Source organism: Duganella paludis (assembly GCF_054461335.1).
In genome coordinates, this window is record NZ_CM136922.1 from 4,226,486 (window position 1) to 4,242,026 (window position 15,541).

Genomic DNA, 15,541 nt, shown 5'->3' on the forward strand with positions numbered 1-15,541 from the left:
CTATGAACCGCAGCTCCCTGTCCATACTGGTGGTGGAAGACCATGCGACGATCGCCCGTCAGATCGTCGAGTTCTTCGATGGGCTCAATTGGCAGGCCGACCATGCGGCCAACGGCGCGCTGGCGATCGAACTGGCCACGCGCGAGGTCTACGACGTGGTGCTGCTGGACCTGAACCTGCCCGATATGGATGGGCTGGAAGTATGTCGCGCCATCAAGGCGCGCGCCCCGCGCAATCTGCCGGTGCTGATGCTTACCGCGCGCGATGCCTTCGAAGACAAGGCGCGCGGCTTCAGCGAGGGTGCGGATGATTACCTGACCAAGCCTTTCGACCTGCGCGAACTGGCGCTGCGCTGTGAAGCACTGGCGCGGCGCGGGCAGCTGCACCTGGACCAGGAAATGCGCATCGGTCCTTTGACGCTGCTGTTGCGCGAAAAGCGCGCCGTCTACAACGATGTGCCGGTGGCGTTGACGCAGGCCGGCTTCAAGATCCTGCTGGCCATGTGCGGCGCGTATCCGCAGGCGGTGTCGCGCTCGGCGTTGTTGCATGCCTTGTGGGGCGCGGAGCCGCCGGACAGTGATGCGCTCAAGTCGCATGTCTATGCGCTGCGCAAGCAGCTGGAGCAGGTTGGCGCGCTGAAGATGATCGTCACCATTCCGCAACTGGGCTACCGGCTGGCGCTCGATGTTTAAATCGATCCGGCATGGCCTGTTTGCCGCACTGGCAGGATTCACGGTGCTGATTTGTCTCGGCTATACCGCGCTTGCATTGGTCATTTCCTATGTGACGGAAGACATGCTGGTGGACCGGCTGCTGGAGCGGGAAGCGGCCGCCGTCAGTGCACACTTTAGCCGGCATGGCGAGGTGCCGGCGCCGCGCGATGAACTGATCCGCATCTACCGCAGTGTGGACGCGCTGCCTGCGCCGGCGAGAGAGCAGGCGGCCGCCGGCCGCGAACGCGCCGAGATCTCCACCGACACGGGGCCGCACTATCACTTGCGTGCGCTGGACTTGCCCGGTCCACAGAGCATCTACCTGCTGGCCGATGTGCGTCCGCTGCTGGTGGTGTCCAAACTGTTCCAGGAGGTCGGCGGATTCCTGACCGCCGTTGCGTTGGGACTGATCGCGTTGGCACTGTTGCTGGCTTACTTGCTGTCGCGGCGCCTGGTGTCGCCGTTGCAGGTGCTGGCGGACGAAGTGCGCCGCAATGCATCCCCCGGCCCGGTCGCGTTCAGCGCCATGGCGCGGCAGGACGAAATCGGCTATCTCGCGCAGAAGTTAGGCGCCACGCTCACCGAACTCCACGCGGCGTTGAACCGCGAGCATGCCTTCACGCGCGATGTCGGCCATGAGCTGCGCACGCCGCTGACGGTGATGAATAACACGCTGCGGCAAGCCGCATCACGTCCTTTGGATGCTCAGGAAGTGGCGCAGCTGCAGGCAGGCTTGGCGGAGATGGGCAACACGGTTGATCTGCTGTTCGCGCTTGCACGTGCTGAGCACATCGCCGCCGAAACGTTCGACCTGCGCGGCTGCATCGAGGACAGCCTGCTGCGTCACTTGGACGAGGAAAGCGCCGGCGAGGACCGGCTGCTGCTGCAATTGCCGGAGCGGCTGGAGGTGACGGGCAACCGCCATCTGTGCACGCTGCTGATCAATAACTGCGTGGCCAATGCGGTGTTCCATGGCGGGCCGGTCGCGCGGCTGCGATTGACGTTCGCGGATGGTGTGCTTGTCGTCGGCAACTCCGTCGACCCCGATCACGCGGGAGCCATGCAGGGCTTCCAGCACGGCCAGCACCTTTTGTTGCGCATCGCCGATGCCATGCAATGGAAGATCAGCTTCCATGCCGGCGCGGTGACCTATCGCGTCGACATCGTGCCGCTGCGCCCGCGCTGAAAGACGACGGATTTCACCTGGATTTCACCGGCGGTTTTCTATGCTGTGTACTCTTCAACTTTGAACGGTACGCGTTATGAAAATCCTGATCACTCTCATCCTGTTGGCATGCACTTCCTTGCCGGCGTTCGCGCAGGTGAAGTCCCTGGTTCACAAGGAAGAAAAGCGGCGCTATCTGGTGTACACGCCGCCGTCTTACGACAGCCAGCCGCAGAAGGCCTTCCCGGTCGTCTTCAACTTTCACGGCAGCGGCATGACCATGGCCGAGCAAATGCTGTACACGCAGATGAACCGCGCGGCGGACCGCCACCAGTTCATCGTCGTCTACCCGCTGGGCATCAAGAATGATTGGAACGTCGGCTTCGGCATGTCCTACCTCGAAGGCAGCGACGACATCGGCTTCACCGAAGCGCTGCTCGCCAAGCTCAAACAGGACTATCGCGTAGACGGCCAGCGGGTGTATGCCACCGGACTGTCGCGCGGCGGCTTCTTCACGCTGCGCATCGCCGCCGAATTGCCGCAACTGTTCGCGGCGGTGGCGTCGGTCGGCGGGCCGATGCCGGAGCCGGTGGTGCAGCACCACGCCAAGCCCGGCAAGGTTGGCGTGCTCCTCATCCACGGCACGGCGGACAAGGTCGTGACTTACGACGGCAAGCAGGGCGGCTACCTGTCGGCACAGGACAGCTACGCCTACTGGCTGAAGCGCAACGACATCAGCGTGGCCGCCAGCCGCCGCACCATCAACCCGGACACCGGCGACGGCACGGACGTAAGCTGGATCGAACAAAGCAACGGCCAACAAACCGTGGCGCTGGCAACGGTGCGCGAAGGCGGCCACACCTGGCCCGGCGCCGACGCCTTCAACGTCGGCCTTCCCATCGGCAAAACCACCCGCGACATGGACGCCAATGAAGTCATCTGGCAGTTCTTCGAAAAGCACATCCGCTAAGGATTGTGGCAGGCGTAATATGGAGGTCTGGCACAGCATTAGCATGCGAATAGCGAAAGTGAATTTGGAGACGTCATGAAATTTTTAAATATCGCCGAGCTGCGGGCAGCCTATGCGTTGGGTGAAATTTCGTCCGTCACGCTATTTGCTGACGTTGATATATTTGAGATTCGAATCGTCACTGCGAAAGGTATGCTTCGACTCGCGTTGGAGCAGGGAGTGGCAGCTGGTTTTCGCGATCCAGGTGAAGCACTGCTCGTGCTGAGCGAGGCTGGGATTACGGAAGTCAATGTCGATACTGGAGCATGGCATCCGAATCTGAAATCGCCAACGCGCGACGAATGGCTGACTCGAAAAGTCGAGGCGTCGATGGCCGGACTGCAGGACGGCTCGAACCGCGTATTTTCAGAGGAAGAGTGGATGGCAATCCGCGCCGCCAAAAAAGCCAGCCACACTATCCCATGAAACGAGTGGTCCGGAGCGCGGGATATCTCGCTGATCTGGACGATATAGAACGCTACATCGCTCGCAGCAATCCGCTGGCCGCTGCGAGTCTTTTTGAGCGCATTGATGACCAAGTCAGCCAACTCGCCGATCCAAATTTTCCCCGCCGGCCCGGACGCGTTAAGGACACGTATGAACTTATAGAGCATAAGCACTACATTGTGATTTTCCTTGAGAATGCGACGACAGTCACCGCCTTAAATGTCGTTCACACCAGTCGCAACTATCCTTGACGACCGCCGTTTTTCCTTCATTCGGCGATCGTTAGCATCGCCGCCAGTACCCTTTAACGTAGGTGCCATTTTTTCGGGTATACCCATTGACCCAGCATTGCTTTACGACTACGGGCGGAATGACAATTGGCGTTTCTAGGACAATATCGTTTGCCTCACATGGCTTGCCGTCACGATCACGATCTAGATAGGTATGACCGGAAAGATAGAGAGCTTCGGCTTGGGATTTAGATAGCAAGGAACATTTATAGATCCCTGTGTCGGGAATTGGCACTACCTGCGCTGCTGATACAGTCACGGTGACTGTTGAAGGGCGACTGGTCAGCAGCCTGTCTTTTACCTCAAGTGAGAGCTTATATGTTCCCGCGACGTCAGGCACGAAGTAAGGTCTACTGGTCGATGCTGATGAAAGTGAGGCACTGCTTGTGCTCGGCTTTTCACTTAGCTGCCAGGAAAAATTCAGCAAATCGCCATTTGCATCTTTGCTTGCGCCGCCATCTAATGTTATCGTTAATTTTGTAGTTGTTTGGATGTCGGTTCCAGCACTAGCAACTGGCCTATAGTTGACACCATTTTGTGCATAGGCGATGCCGTTTTCTATGGCTGGAGCCAGTGCAGTTTTATTTTCTGTGCTTTCCGAAAACTCAATGAGCGCGCGTGCCTTTGAGAGCCCCTGCTGCATCGCATTTAACCAATAAGCCAGTCCAGCAGAATCTGGTGCGCGGTGGAGAACATTGTTGTACAGCTTGGTAAGAAACTGCGTGTCGCTGGGATTCACTCCATAAAGCTGTTGAAATTCAGTACTGGCGACAAAATTTTCTGCGATTGTTTCGAGCTCTACTTGCCCATCCATTACTTCCAACCAGTAGCCCAAGCCTGCCAGATCGGGTTTTCTGTCGAAGGCCGCTTGGTATAAGCGATATATCTTGCCGCTGTGTTCCAGGTCTAGTGCGAGTGATGTGTCTGCGAATTGAATTCGTCTAAGAACCTTTACATTACGGCTGTTACCATCATTCGGAATTGCGGTGATGATATATCCGCCTTCGGTACTAGTTATTAAGTACTGAGCGCGGTCATTCGGCAATGCGAGGTCATCATCTTCCTCTGCGATGGGGGCGCCTCCCTGAATCCTGGATCCAGACGCAATGCGATTGGATGATTCAAGCTGATCGCCCCCGCCGCAGCCGCTGATAGCCGCGAAAAGTATGATGGCAAGTAGGTTGATTGCTCGATGGCGCATAGCATGGTCTCTTATTTAATTGAAAACATGATACTGCATTTGTTTCCAAATAGATATTTTTAGAGATGCTATCAACGTTGGTTTTCCGTCGGCCATCGACCTAAATCTCATGTGGGGTGACGCTAGACGAATGCGCCTTCACTTTCAGGCCTAATGGTCGGCTGCAGCGCGCATCAGTAGATGTCGCCGAAGTCGTGCTTGGCTTTGAACAGGGTCGAGTCGATGGTGAGCGAGTCGTCGGACTGCACGGCGAAGTAGTCGCGCGTTTCTTGCGGGGCGCTGTGCAGCAGGCTGCGGATGGCGGTCACGCGCTCGGCCGGCGTGCGCATGCGTGCGGTCCATTCGTCGAATTTCATTTGCAGTTTCCAGTCGTTGACGCGCTCGGCCTTCAAGCCCGCATCGTCCAGCATGCGCAGCCATTCCGACGGCCGGTAGTCGCGCACGTGTGAGCCGTCGCGCAGCAGTTCCACTGCTTGCAAGGTAGTGTCGTGCAGCGGCGTTTCCGGCGCCGTGATGTCGATGATGACCACCACGCCGCGCGGCTTCAGCACGCGCTTGATTTCGCGCAGCGCGGCCGGCACGTCGAGCCAGTGGTGCGCCGAGAAGCGCGTGACCACCATGCAGAACGAGGCGTCCGCGAACGGCAGCTCGGCTACGTCCCCTTGCCGCGTAACGAGATTGTCCAGTCCGCGCTCGCGCGCCGCGCCCGCCACCACCGCCAGCATCTCGGGCGACAAATCATAGGCCGTCACCGATTCCGCCACCGGCGCCACCGCGAACCCGGCGTGACCGGCGCCGCAGCCCAGGTCCAGCACTACCGGCCGCTTGGGCAGCGCGGCGGCCATCTCGCGCAGCATGGCCAGGTCCGCGCCCTGCGCGTGGACACTGCTGGTGAGGTAGGCGCTGGCGGTATTGCCGAATTGCTGGGCGACGACGGCTTGCTGTTGCATGATGTTTTCTCCAAAAGTGGGATCAGTCAGGGCAGAATAGGCGTGTTTTTATCCTGTAACAAGACAAGGATTTATCCTGGTATCGGGAACTACCATGCACAGCAAACTCGGAGAATTCATCCGCGCCCATCGCGAGCGCACCACGCCGGCCAGTCTCGGCTTGCCCGCCGCCGGACGGCGCCGCACGCCCGGCCTGCGGCGCGAGGAATTGGCGCAGCTGTGCGACGTCAGCCCGACCTGGCTAACCTGGCTGGAGCAGGGCAGGGACGTGTCGGCCTCCGGCAAACTGCTGGCGCGCATGGCCGAAGTGCTGCACTTGACGGTGGCCGAGCGTGCCTATCTGTTCAGCCTGGCCGAACGGCTCGACCCGCAGCACGGGGTGGAAGAGGAAGGCGGCGGCGAAGCGCTGCAAGCGATGGTCGACGCCATCAATGCGCCGGCCTATATGCTGGACCGGCAATGGGACGCGGTGGCGTGGAACGACCACGCGCTGGCCTTGTTCGGCGGTTGGCTCGATGTGGAGGAGGCGGCGCCGGTGCGGCCCAACCTGCTGCGCTTCATGTTCCGCAGCGCCGCTGCGCGCGGCCTGATCGTCGATTGGGAAAACCGCGCGCGCCGCCTGGTGGCGGAGTTCCGCGCCGATGTTGGCAAGCACGCCGCCCAGCAGCCGCTGGCCGGGCTGATCGATGAACTGTCGCGTACCAGCGCCGAGTTCCGCGCGCTATGGACCCTGCAGGACGTGGTCAGCAGGGAAGGCGGCCTGCGCCTGTTCCAGCATCCCAGCATGGGCGAGCTCGGCTTCAACCAGGTGACTCTGCACCTGGCTCAGCGGCACGACCTCAAGCTGGTGATGCTGTTGCCGGGCGATTACTGCTTGGCGTAAGGAATGCCGTTGGCGATGGTCGGTGCGACCTGGGCCACGTTCTCCGCGCCTTCGGACATGTTGACGATGGCTTGCGCGCGCGAGGTGCCTTCTTTCAGGGCCTTGAGCCAGTAGTCCAGGCCGGCCTTGTCCGGTGCGCGGTGCAGCACGTTCTTGTACAGCTTGGTCATGAATTCCTTGTCCGACGGATTCTTGCCGTACAGGTCCTGGAATTCCTTGCTTTGCATGAACTGGGTGGCGACTTCTTCCAGCGGTGCGCCGCGTTCCACCGAGTGCAGCCAGAAGCCGAGGCCGGCCAGATCAGGTGTGCGGTTGAAGGTTGCCTGGTACAGGCGGTAGATGCGGCCCGACGATTCGATATCCAGTGCCAGCGACTGGTCGGTGAAGTGCACGCGCTTGAGATCGGCCGCGCCTTTGGTGACCACGCCGGTCTTGGTGTTCTTGATGGCGTAACCGTCAGCGGTTTTCTCTACGGTGTAGTTTTCGCGCGCTTCAGGCAGGGTCAGGTTGGTGGTGTCCGGTTTCGGCGCAGGGGCCGGTGCGGAGGCCGCCGGTTTTTCTACAGGGGCTTGTTCCTTGCCGCAGCCGGCCAGCAGGGCGGCACTAACGGTGAGCATTGCTGCCAGGGTAATTTTACGCATCGTTAAATCCTGAAAAATATTTAATTGCAGTATTGTAATCTATCGCCAATTTCACCGGTACTTCCGGCTTGCTATAATCGCAGCGATGCCCTCCCTCTCTTCCCGCACCGAAAACCTGCACAGCATCTACGCGATGCTGACCGCCGTCGCCATGTTCTCCTTCATGGACACCACCATGAAGCTGCTGTCCGCCCATTATCCGGCGATGCAGGTGACCGCCATGCGCTCGCTCAGTTCGTTGCCGCTGCTGTGCGGCTACATGCTGTATCGCGGCGCGTTCAAGGGCGTGCTGCGGGTGCGCTGGGGCATGCAGATTTTCCGCGCCGTGCTCGGCATCACCATGCTGACCACCTTTGCCTTCGGCCTGAAGTCGCTTTCGCTGGCCGAGGCGTATTCGATCTTCTTCATCGCGCCGGCGCTGATCACGGCACTGTCCGTGTGGCTGCTGAAGGAACACGTGGTGGCCGGGCAGTGGGTGGCGATCGCGGTCGGCCTGCTGGGCGTGCTGGTGGTGTTGCGTCCCGAAGGCACGGGCTTCCTGTCGCTGGGCGGGCTGGCCATCCTGGCCGCTGCCGCCTGCTACGCGGTGTCGGCCATCAGCGCACGCATCCTGGCGCGCACCGACAGCACCGAATCGATGATGTTCTGGCTGCTGACCATGATGGCAGCCGGCGCGGTGACGCTGTCCTGGCATATCTGGGTGCCGGTGCGGGCCGAACACGGCTGGATATTGGTGGCGCTGGCGCTGTCCGGTTTCTTCGGCCAGTTGGCCATCACCAAGGCCTTCAGCACCGGCAAGGCGTCGATCGTGGCGCCGTTCGAGTACACGGCGCTGGCCTGGGGCGTGGCGATCGACTGGCTGCTGTGGCAAACCCTGCCGGACGGCTATACGCTGCTGGGGGCCGGCATCATCATCGCCAGCGGCATCTATCTGGTGCGGCGCGAGGCGGTCCATGTGGAAGCCGAGCATCCTTAACCACAGTTCGTTATAATCGACGGATGTTAAAACAACGCACTATCAAAGAACTGGTCCGCACCACAGGTGTCGGCTTGCACTCCGGCACCAAGGTCGAGCTGACTTTGCGCCCGGCCCCGCCGGACACCGGCATCGTGTTCCGCCGCGTCGACCTGTCGCCGATGGTGGAGTTCCCGTCCAGCGCCATGGCGGTGGGCGACACCCGCATGGCGTCGGTGCTGGTCAAGGATGGCGCGCGCGTCTCCACCGTCGAGCACCTGATGTCGGCCTGCGCCGGCCTCGGCATTGATAATCTGTATATCGAAGTCAGCGCCGAGGAAATCCCGATCATGGATGGCTCGGCCTCGTCGTTCGTGTTCCTGCTGCAGCAGTCGGGCGTGCAGGAGCAGCCGGCGGCCAAGAAGTTCATCCGCGTGCTGAAGCCGGTCGAGATCCGCGAAGGCAAGGGCGACAAGGAAAAATGGGCTCGCCTGCTGCCGCACGACGGCTTCAAGCTCGACTTCTTCATTGAATTCAACCACCCGGCGGTGGATGGCACGCAACAGCGCGCTCACGTGGATTTCGGCGACGTCTCCTACGTGCACGACGTCGCGCGCGCCCGTACCTTCGGCTTCATGCAGGATGTGGAAATGTTGCGCGGTATCGGCTTGGCGCGTGGCGGCTCGCTGGAAAACGCCATCGTGATGGATGAATACCGCATCCTGAATTCGGACGGCCTGCGTTACGACGATGAATTCGTGCGCCATAAGATCCTCGACGCGATCGGCGACCTGTACCTGGTCGGCCACCCTCTGCTGGCTTCGTACGAAGCCCACAAATCCGGCCATGCGCTGAACAACCAGCTGCTGCTGGAACTGCTCAAGCATCCGGACGCCTATGAAATCGTCACCTTCGACAGCCTCGATGCGGCGCCGCAATCGTACGTGCGCCAGATGGCGCGCGAGTGGGCGCTAACTTGATCTAGCCGCCACCGGCGCGGCGGCGGGCCACCATGGCCTTCACCGCGTCGATCAGCGCGCTGTTCTGCTTGCTGTCCTCCAGCGAGGCGCTGAGCTGGTCGAAGGCCTCGACGGCGGCCGGCGGCAGCTCCAGCGAACGCATCTTCTCCTTGATCTCGGCCGGTTTGGTCATCTGCACCTTCAGCTTGACGTGCTGCACTTGCCAGCCGCGCACGGCCAACGTCTCCTGCAGCTTGGGGATTTGCTGCTTGAGCTTGGCCGCCAGCGAGGTGTTCGGCAGCGACAAGGTCAGTTGACCCTCCTCAAACGCCAAAATCTCGCAAAACTTGAACATGGGCGGCAAAATCGCCGCGCAGTCCTTTTGTAGGCGCGCCATGCGCTGAATGGCCGGCAAAAGCGTGGCCATTTTGTCATTGCGGCGCAGGAAATCGGTGGCTTCCACCGCTGTGGGGCGCTTGAGCGAGAGGTTGGAGGAGTTGAATCGCATGCGGCGAACCTTATCACAGCACCCAAAAATCGTCACCACCGGTTAAAATTGCTTGATTTTGTGACATTGTTCACAGTCGGGCTATTGTTATATAGGCCAATAACCCAATGTAGCTCCGGACGCGTGATAAAATCACCGTCTTTTGCCATAGTCGAATTCCGTGCAGTAAGGCGTTTTTCCCCTAAACAGGCTTTTTTTAACGGCGTTTTTTCAAGAATTCAAGCATGTCTTTACTGACCAAGATTTTCGGCAGCCGCAACCAGCGACTGCTCAAGCAATACCAAAAAACGGTACGCGAGATCAATGCGCTCGAGCCGGCGATGGAAAAACTGTCCGACGCCGAGCTGCAAGCCAAGACGCTCGCCTTTAAAGAACGTATCGCCAATGGCGAATCGCTGGACGCCCTGTTGCCTGAAGCCTTCGCCGTTTGCCGCGAAGCGTCCAAACGCGTGTTCAAGATGCGTCACTTCGACGTCCAGCTGATCGGCGGCATGGTTCTGCACTACGGCAAGATCGCCGAAATGGGCACGGGCGAGGGCAAGACCCTGACCGCGACCCTGCCGGCCTATCTGAATGCCTTGTCGGGCAAGGGCGTGCACATCGTCACCGTCAATGATTACCTGGCGCAGCGCGATGCGGAAACCATGGCCAAGCTGTACGGCTGGCTGGGCCTGAGCACCGGTATCAACCTGTCGCAGATGGAGCACTCGGCCAAGCAGTCGGCCTACGCCTCGGACATCACCTACGGCACCAACAACGAATTCGGTTTCGACTACCTGCGCGACAACATGGTGTTCGACGCCAAGGACCGCGTGCAGCGCGTGCTGAACTTCGGCATCGTCGATGAAGTCGACTCGATCCTGATCGACGAAGCCCGCACCCCGCTGATCATTTCCGGCCAGGCCGAGAACCACACCGACCTGTACTACAAGATCAATGAAGTGCCGGGCCTGCTGACCCTGCAAATCGGCGAGGAAACCTCGGACGGCAAGGGCAAGATCGAAGTGCCGGGCGACTACACCAAGGACGAGAAATCGCACCAGGTGTTGCTGACCGAAGCCGGCCACGAAAAAGCCGAAGCCATCCTGACCAAGATGGGCCTGCTGCCGGAAGGCGCCTCGCTGTACGACTCGGCCAACATCACGCTGGTGCACCACCTGTACGCGGCGCTGCGCGCGCACGCGCTGTACTTCAAGGATCAGCACTACGTGGTGCAGAACAATGAAGTAGTGATCGTCGATGAATTCACCGGCCGCCTGATGACGGGTCGCCGCTGGTCCGACGGCCTGCACCAGGCGGTGGAAGCGAAAGAGGGCGTGAAGATCCAGAACGAGAACCAGACCCTGGCCTCGATCACCTTCCAGAACTACTTCCGCATGTACGCCAAGCTGTCCGGCATGACCGGCACGGCCGATACCGAAGCCTACGAATTCCAGGAAATCTACGGCCTCGAAACCGTGGTGATTCCGCCGAACCGTCCGTCGGCGCGTAAAGACCGCCAGGACCAGGTGTACAAATCGGCGATCGAGAAATACAACGCCATGATGCTGGAAATCCGCGAATGCTACGACCGCGGCCAACCAGTGCTGGTCGGCACCACCTCGATTGAAAACTCCGAGCTGCTGTCGGGCATCCTGACCAAGGGCAACCTGCCGCACAACGTGCTGAACGCGAAACAGCACGCCCGTGAAGCGGAGATCATCGCCCAGGCCGGTTCGCCGAAAGCCATCACCATCGCCACCAACATGGCCGGTCGCGGTACCGACATCGTGTTGGGCGGTAACGTTGAAAAGCAGATCCAGTTCGTCGAAGCCAACCCTGACCTGAGCGACGCCGACAAGGCCGCCCAAGCCAAGGCCCTGCGCGACGGCTGGCAAGCGCTGCACGAACAAGTGGTGGCCGCTGGCGGCTTGCACATCGTCGGCACCGAACGCCACGAATCGCGCCGCGTCGACAACCAGCTGCGTGGCCGTGCCGCGCGCCAGGGTGACCCGGGCATGTCGCGCTTCTTCCTGTCGCTGGACGACCCGTTGCTGCGCATCTTCGCCGGCGACCGCGTGCGCGCCGTGATGGACCGCCTGAAAATGCCGGAAGGCGAACCGATCGAGGCGGGCATCGTTTCGCGCTCGATCGAATCGGCCCAGCGCAAGGTTGAGGCGCGCAACTTCGACATCCGCAAGCAATTGCTGGAATACGACGACGTCGCCAACGACCAGCGTAAAGTCATCTACCAGCAGCGTAACGAGCTGCTGGAAGCGACCGACATTTCGGAACTGATCCAGTCGCTGCGCCACGGCGCCTTCACCGACCTGGTGCGTGAATACGTGCCGGCCGAATCGGTGGAAGAGCAGTGGAACATCAAAGGCCTGGAAGCGGCGCTGGCCGCCGAATGGCAGATCGACCTGCCGCTGGCGGCCATGATCGAGAAAGAGCCGGACCTGAACGATGAAGAAATCGTCGAGCGCGTGCTGGCTGCGGCCGATGCGCTGTATCAGTCGAAAGTGGAGATCGTCGGCAAGGAATCGTTCGCTGGTTTCGAGCGCAATGTCATGCTGCAAAGCGTGGACAGCCACTGGCGCGAACACCTGGCGGCGCTGGACCACCTGCGTCAGGGTATCCACCTGCGCGGCTACGCCCAGAAGAATCCGAAGCAGGAATACAAGCGCGAAGCGTTCGAACTGTTCGGCCAGATGCTGGACATGATCAAGAACGAAGTCGTCAAGCTGATCATGACCGTGCGCATCCAGTCGCGTGAAGAAATCGACGCGGCGGAAGCGGAGATGCAGAAGTCGCACGTGGAAAACGTCAGCTACCAGCACGCCGACTTCAACCCGAACGCGGCGCCGGAAGAACTGCTGGCGCCATCGCAGTTCGGCGGCCTGCCACCGGAGCTGCAGAACCTGAGCGGCGAGCAGCTGATGGAACTGGGCCTGAAAGTCGGCCGCAACGATCCATGCCCATGCGGCAGCGGCAAGAAATACAAGGCTTGCCACGGCAAGCTGGCGTAAAACAAGAACGGAGCCTCGGCTCCGTTTTTTTATGTCGGAACTAGCGATATGACTATTCCTCTGATAACGCGCGCGCGCAACGATCTGCTCTGGACAGACAGCGGCCATGAGCTGATCGATCTCTTTTCCGCCTACGGCACCAACTGGCTGGGGCATTGCCGGCCCGAAGTGGTGGCCGCCATGAGCGCTCGTGTGACCGAGCCGTGGTCGCTTGGCGGTTTGCGTCACGCGGCCGGCGCAAGTGCCGAAGCCGCATTGCAGCCTTTCTGCGCACCGCATCTACGCAGCGCCGGCCTGTATTCGACCGGCATGGAAGTGGCCGAGTTCGCGATGCGGATCGCCCGTGCGCACACCGGCCGCAACGGCCTGATCGGTTTTGCGCGCAGCATGCATGGCAAGTCCACCGCCACTGCCGGCTTGAGCTGGGATAACGCGGATGGCCTGGTGCTGCCTCACCTGCATCGCTTGCCGTTCGTCGACACCCATGCCGAGGATGCGATTCTGGCCGAGGTGGAACAACGGCTGCGGGATGGCACGGTCGGAGCGGTCTACCTGGAGGTGTTGCAAGGATCAAATGGCGGTTGGGAAGCTTCCAGTGCTTTCTACGCCGGCCTCGCATTGTTGGTGCAACGGTATGGGGCCTTGCTGATCTGCGACGAAATCCTGACCGGGTTCTACAGAACCGGCCCTTGTTTCCGCTTCGAAGCGCATGGCTTGGTGCCAGATATTGTGCTGTTTGGTAAAGCCTGCGGCAATGGTTTTCCGGTCGCCGGACTGTTCGTCCGGACCGATATCGCCATCACCCCCAAGATGCTGCAGGGAAGCACCTTCTCCGGCAACCCGCTTGCCTGTGTCGCCGTGGAAAGCACGCTCGGCGTGCTTGGCACCCTGGACTGCAAGGCGATGGTGGCCGCCATCGCGGAACGCTTCGAGGCCCATCTGGGCTGGCTGCGCGGACGCCGCGACGTGGTGCTGCGTGGATGTGGCGCCTTATGGTTTGTCGAACTTCCCGACGCCGGCATGGCGGCTGAAATCGTGCGCCAAAGCTATCAGCGCGGTGTTTGCATTGGTTACTATGGCCGTTTTTTACGCTTGCTGCCGGCAATGACGATAGATACTGCCAATCTGGATCGCGCCTGCAGTGTGCTGGCCGCAGTGCTGGAACAGGAGTTGACCGGACATGGGTGAATCGATGCGACTGGAAGCCGGCTTGCATGCCTGGCTTGCCGGCGGGCGCCGCCTGCGTTTTTCGATGGGAGGCGTGGAGTTCACCCAATACGCCAAAGGCGATGGACTGGATCTGTTTGCCGTGCGCAACCATCCCAGTGTCCGCACTTTCATGCCGGACCCCAGTCCGCTCGATCTGGAGCGTCACCTTGCGTGGGCCGACGCCAATCTGGTCGGGGGCGAGACTTTGCTGTTTATCGTCCGTCGGCAGCAGCAGCCGCTCGGTTTTATCGTGCTGAAAAACCTGCCTGCGGCAGGCGAAATCGAGGTGGGCGTCATATTTATCGACCTTCAGCAACGAACCATCGTTCCGGCGCTGGCTTGCGTGGGGGCGGCTTATCTTGCGCTGGAGGTGTTTGGTGGCAAGGTGCTGGTAACGTATGCGAACCGAAGCCACGCACGGGCGTTGCGCCTCAACCGTGGCATGGGCTTGGTGGAAGGGGAATCCGACAAGCCGCACGAGGCGTGTTTTCGCACGCCGCGCGACGTCGTGCGCCGGGTGCCGGCTTATGTGCGTCACGCTGCGGCGGCGCGCGACAGCTTGCAAATTCTGGGATAGCCACGGTTGGATAATGTTGGCTCATGGCATCGGCTAATGTGAATATAGAACATTTTTATTTTCAAAAATGTAATCTCACTGTAGAATTATTAAATCGGCCTTAATTATTTCATCAAGGCAACTTTTATCTCCCCTGAAAGACTACTGTGAAAACTACGAAATTCCGTTTGTCGGTCCTGGCTGCCGCTCTTGCCCTCGGCACTTGCGCCAGTGCAAATGCCAATACCGTGTCCTTGAACGCTACCGGCTTGTCCAGCAGCTATCTGGCAGATGGCGTGTATAGCGGCCAGTTCAATGGCAGTTCCGTGTTGCCGGCACAATTTCAGATCAACAGCGCCAGTTTCTCGTTCTCCTTCAGCGACGATGTGGACGGCTTGGTCCAGCAGTCTTATTTGAATGTCGGCGGTGATAGTTCAGCTTATAACTTTGTCTCGTCTTCTTACAACAGCAGCATTGGTGGCACTGCGTATGTGTACGAGCGCACGGTTCATCAGTATTACACTCAACAGATGGTAGAGGCTGGCGAAAGCGTTCAGGTGACGCTCGGTGCAAACAATGCTGCTGGCGGACAAGGTTCGACGTCGGCCTCCACAAGTTACGTCAGCACTGAAATCAACAAAGGCCAAAGCCTGGACAGTCATTATGTTACCTCAGGCTATTACTATAGCTGCGGCAATCGCTGTACCGGCTACCAACCCGCCTACGAACAAACGTATTACGCAAACAACTTCGACAACATTACTACCACGGTCGTTCATTCCAATGGCTCGTTCGTGGTGTCGGGCATGATCACCGATGCAGACTTGCTGCAGCAATTGACCGGCTCCGGCGCACTCGGCTTTTCGCTGAACGTAGGGGGAGATCTGCTGTTGAACTCGGCGCAATTGGAACTCGACGTCACCCCGGTATCGTCGGTGCCTGAACCCGATAGCCTGCTGATGATGCTGGGCGGGCTCGGGATGCTCGGCTACGTTGCACGCCGCCGCAAGTCGGCGTGATGTTCCAGTGGACCATGCCAAGGCTGGC

The 15,541-nt window shown here is 60.1% G+C and carries 16 protein-coding genes; 12 read left to right on the forward strand and 4 right to left on the reverse strand.

Annotated features, from left to right (window positions below; all coding sequences use genetic code 11):
- Positions 1–2: 2 nt before the first annotated feature.
- The 5 genes from ACXZ1M_RS18745 (at position 3) to ACXZ1M_RS18765 (ending at position 3,585) form a co-directional block, all read left to right on the forward strand.
- Complete coding sequence (locus tag ACXZ1M_RS18745; protein ID WP_459049155.1) at positions 3–692, forward strand: response regulator transcription factor; 690 nt, start codon at positions 3–5, stop codon at positions 690–692.
- A complete protein-coding gene (locus tag ACXZ1M_RS18750; RefSeq protein ID WP_459049156.1) occupies positions 685–1,899 on the forward strand; it encodes a sensor histidine kinase in 1,215 nt (404 codons plus the stop codon). The genes ACXZ1M_RS18745 and ACXZ1M_RS18750 overlap by 8 nt, the downstream gene beginning before the upstream one ends.
- Positions 1,900–1,975: 76 nt before the next feature.
- Positions 1,976–2,848, forward strand: coding sequence for an extracellular catalytic domain type 1 short-chain-length polyhydroxyalkanoate depolymerase (locus ACXZ1M_RS18755; protein WP_459049157.1), 873 nt, complete (start codon positions 1,976–1,978; stop codon positions 2,846–2,848).
- A gap of 75 nt (positions 2,849–2,923) precedes the next feature.
- Positions 2,924–3,313 carry a hypothetical protein gene (locus tag ACXZ1M_RS18760; protein ID WP_459049158.1) on the forward strand — a complete coding sequence of 130 codons (390 nt, stop codon included), beginning with the start codon at positions 2,924–2,926 and terminating at the stop codon, positions 3,311–3,313.
- Positions 3,310–3,585, forward strand: coding sequence for a type II toxin-antitoxin system RelE/ParE family toxin (locus tag ACXZ1M_RS18765; protein ID WP_459049159.1), 276 nt, complete (start codon positions 3,310–3,312; stop codon positions 3,583–3,585). Before ACXZ1M_RS18760 ends, ACXZ1M_RS18765 begins: the two co-directional genes overlap by 4 nt.
- A 31-nt stretch (positions 3,586–3,616) precedes the next feature.
- Here ACXZ1M_RS18765 and ACXZ1M_RS18770 read toward each other — a convergent pair whose 3' ends face one another.
- Positions 3,617–4,825: a DUF4214 domain-containing protein gene (locus ACXZ1M_RS18770; protein ID WP_459049160.1), complete on the reverse strand. Its 1,209-nt coding sequence runs from the start codon at positions 4,823–4,825 to the stop codon at positions 3,617–3,619.
- Between the two features lie 173 nt (positions 4,826–4,998).
- Complete coding sequence (locus ACXZ1M_RS18775; RefSeq protein ID WP_459049161.1) at positions 4,999–5,775, reverse strand: class I SAM-dependent methyltransferase; 777 nt, start codon at positions 5,773–5,775, stop codon at positions 4,999–5,001.
- 94 nt (positions 5,776–5,869) lie between these two features.
- Between ACXZ1M_RS18775 and ACXZ1M_RS18780 the strand changes: the two genes are divergently transcribed.
- A complete protein-coding gene (locus tag ACXZ1M_RS18780; RefSeq protein ID WP_459049162.1) occupies positions 5,870–6,658 on the forward strand; it encodes a helix-turn-helix transcriptional regulator in 789 nt (262 codons plus the stop codon).
- Here ACXZ1M_RS18780 and ACXZ1M_RS18785 read toward each other — a convergent pair.
- A complete protein-coding gene (locus ACXZ1M_RS18785; RefSeq protein ID WP_459049163.1) occupies positions 6,643–7,299 on the reverse strand; it encodes a DUF4214 domain-containing protein in 657 nt (218 codons plus the stop codon). The genes ACXZ1M_RS18780 and ACXZ1M_RS18785 overlap by 16 nt on opposite strands.
- 133 nt (positions 7,300–7,432) lie before the next feature.
- Between ACXZ1M_RS18785 and ACXZ1M_RS18790 the strand changes: the two genes are divergently transcribed.
- Together ACXZ1M_RS18790 and lpxC are read left to right on the forward strand one after the other, a co-directional pair.
- On the forward strand, positions 7,433–8,275 hold the full coding sequence (locus ACXZ1M_RS18790) for a DMT family transporter (protein WP_459054042.1): 843 nt from the start codon (positions 7,433–7,435) through the stop codon (positions 8,273–8,275).
- Between the two features lie 23 nt (positions 8,276–8,298).
- Positions 8,299–9,234 (forward strand): UDP-3-O-acyl-N-acetylglucosamine deacetylase, encoded by a 936-nt coding sequence (gene lpxC / locus ACXZ1M_RS18795; RefSeq protein ID WP_459049164.1) that lies wholly within the window; start codon positions 8,299–8,301, stop codon positions 9,232–9,234.
- Between the two features lies 1 nt (position 9,235).
- On the opposite strand, the gene ACXZ1M_RS18800 is transcribed toward lpxC, so the two are convergent.
- Entirely contained in the window at positions 9,236–9,721 is a 486-nt protein-coding gene (locus ACXZ1M_RS18800; RefSeq protein WP_459049165.1) for a DciA family protein, read from the reverse strand.
- Between the two features lie 224 nt (positions 9,722–9,945).
- Here ACXZ1M_RS18800 and secA point away from each other — a divergent pair, with 224 nt between their 5' ends.
- The 4 genes from secA (at position 9,946) to ACXZ1M_RS18820 (ending at position 15,513) form a co-directional block, all read left to right on the forward strand.
- Positions 9,946–12,729 (forward strand): preprotein translocase subunit SecA, encoded by a 2,784-nt coding sequence (gene secA, locus ACXZ1M_RS18805; protein WP_459049166.1) that lies wholly within the window; start codon positions 9,946–9,948, stop codon positions 12,727–12,729.
- Between the two features lie 48 nt (positions 12,730–12,777).
- Positions 12,778–13,917: an aminotransferase class III-fold pyridoxal phosphate-dependent enzyme gene (locus tag ACXZ1M_RS18810; protein ID WP_459049167.1), complete on the forward strand. Its 1,140-nt coding sequence runs from the start codon at positions 12,778–12,780 to the stop codon at positions 13,915–13,917.
- Positions 13,910–14,515, forward strand: coding sequence for a hypothetical protein (locus tag ACXZ1M_RS18815; protein ID WP_459049168.1), 606 nt, complete (start codon positions 13,910–13,912; stop codon positions 14,513–14,515). Before ACXZ1M_RS18810 ends, ACXZ1M_RS18815 begins: the two co-directional genes overlap by 8 nt.
- A gap of 146 nt (positions 14,516–14,661) precedes the next feature.
- Positions 14,662–15,513 carry a PEP-CTERM sorting domain-containing protein gene (locus ACXZ1M_RS18820; RefSeq protein ID WP_459049169.1) on the forward strand — a complete coding sequence of 284 codons (852 nt, stop codon included), beginning with the start codon at positions 14,662–14,664 and terminating at the stop codon, positions 15,511–15,513.
- The last annotated feature ends 28 nt before the right edge of the window (positions 15,514–15,541 follow it).

Coding starts and splice junctions, on each gene's coding strand:
- ACXZ1M_RS18745 (WP_459049155.1), top strand. CDS start 3: ATGAACCGCAGCTCCCTGTCCATACTGGTGGTGGAAGACCATGCGACG.
- ACXZ1M_RS18750 (WP_459049156.1), top strand. CDS start 685: ATGTTTAAATCGATCCGGCATGGCCTGTTTGCCGCACTGGCAGGATTC.
- ACXZ1M_RS18755 (WP_459049157.1), top strand. CDS start 1,976: ATGAAAATCCTGATCACTCTCATCCTGTTGGCATGCACTTCCTTGCCG.
- ACXZ1M_RS18760 (WP_459049158.1), top strand. CDS start 2,924: ATGAAATTTTTAAATATCGCCGAGCTGCGGGCAGCCTATGCGTTGGGT.
- ACXZ1M_RS18765 (WP_459049159.1), top strand. CDS start 3,310: ATGAAACGAGTGGTCCGGAGCGCGGGATATCTCGCTGATCTGGACGAT.
- ACXZ1M_RS18770 (WP_459049160.1), bottom strand. CDS start 4,825: ATGCGCCATCGAGCAATCAACCTACTTGCCATCATACTTTTCGCGGCT.
- ACXZ1M_RS18775 (WP_459049161.1), bottom strand. CDS start 5,775: ATGCAACAGCAAGCCGTCGTCGCCCAGCAATTCGGCAATACCGCCAGC.
- ACXZ1M_RS18780 (WP_459049162.1), top strand. CDS start 5,870: ATGCACAGCAAACTCGGAGAATTCATCCGCGCCCATCGCGAGCGCACC.
- ACXZ1M_RS18785 (WP_459049163.1), bottom strand. CDS start 7,299: ATGCGTAAAATTACCCTGGCAGCAATGCTCACCGTTAGTGCCGCCCTG.
- ACXZ1M_RS18790 (WP_459054042.1), top strand. CDS start 7,433: ATGCTGACCGCCGTCGCCATGTTCTCCTTCATGGACACCACCATGAAG.
- lpxC (WP_459049164.1), top strand. CDS start 8,299: ATGTTAAAACAACGCACTATCAAAGAACTGGTCCGCACCACAGGTGTC.
- ACXZ1M_RS18800 (WP_459049165.1), bottom strand. CDS start 9,721: ATGCGATTCAACTCCTCCAACCTCTCGCTCAAGCGCCCCACAGCGGTG.
- secA (WP_459049166.1), top strand. CDS start 9,946: ATGTCTTTACTGACCAAGATTTTCGGCAGCCGCAACCAGCGACTGCTC.
- ACXZ1M_RS18810 (WP_459049167.1), top strand. CDS start 12,778: ATGACTATTCCTCTGATAACGCGCGCGCGCAACGATCTGCTCTGGACA.
- ACXZ1M_RS18815 (WP_459049168.1), top strand. CDS start 13,910: ATGGGTGAATCGATGCGACTGGAAGCCGGCTTGCATGCCTGGCTTGCC.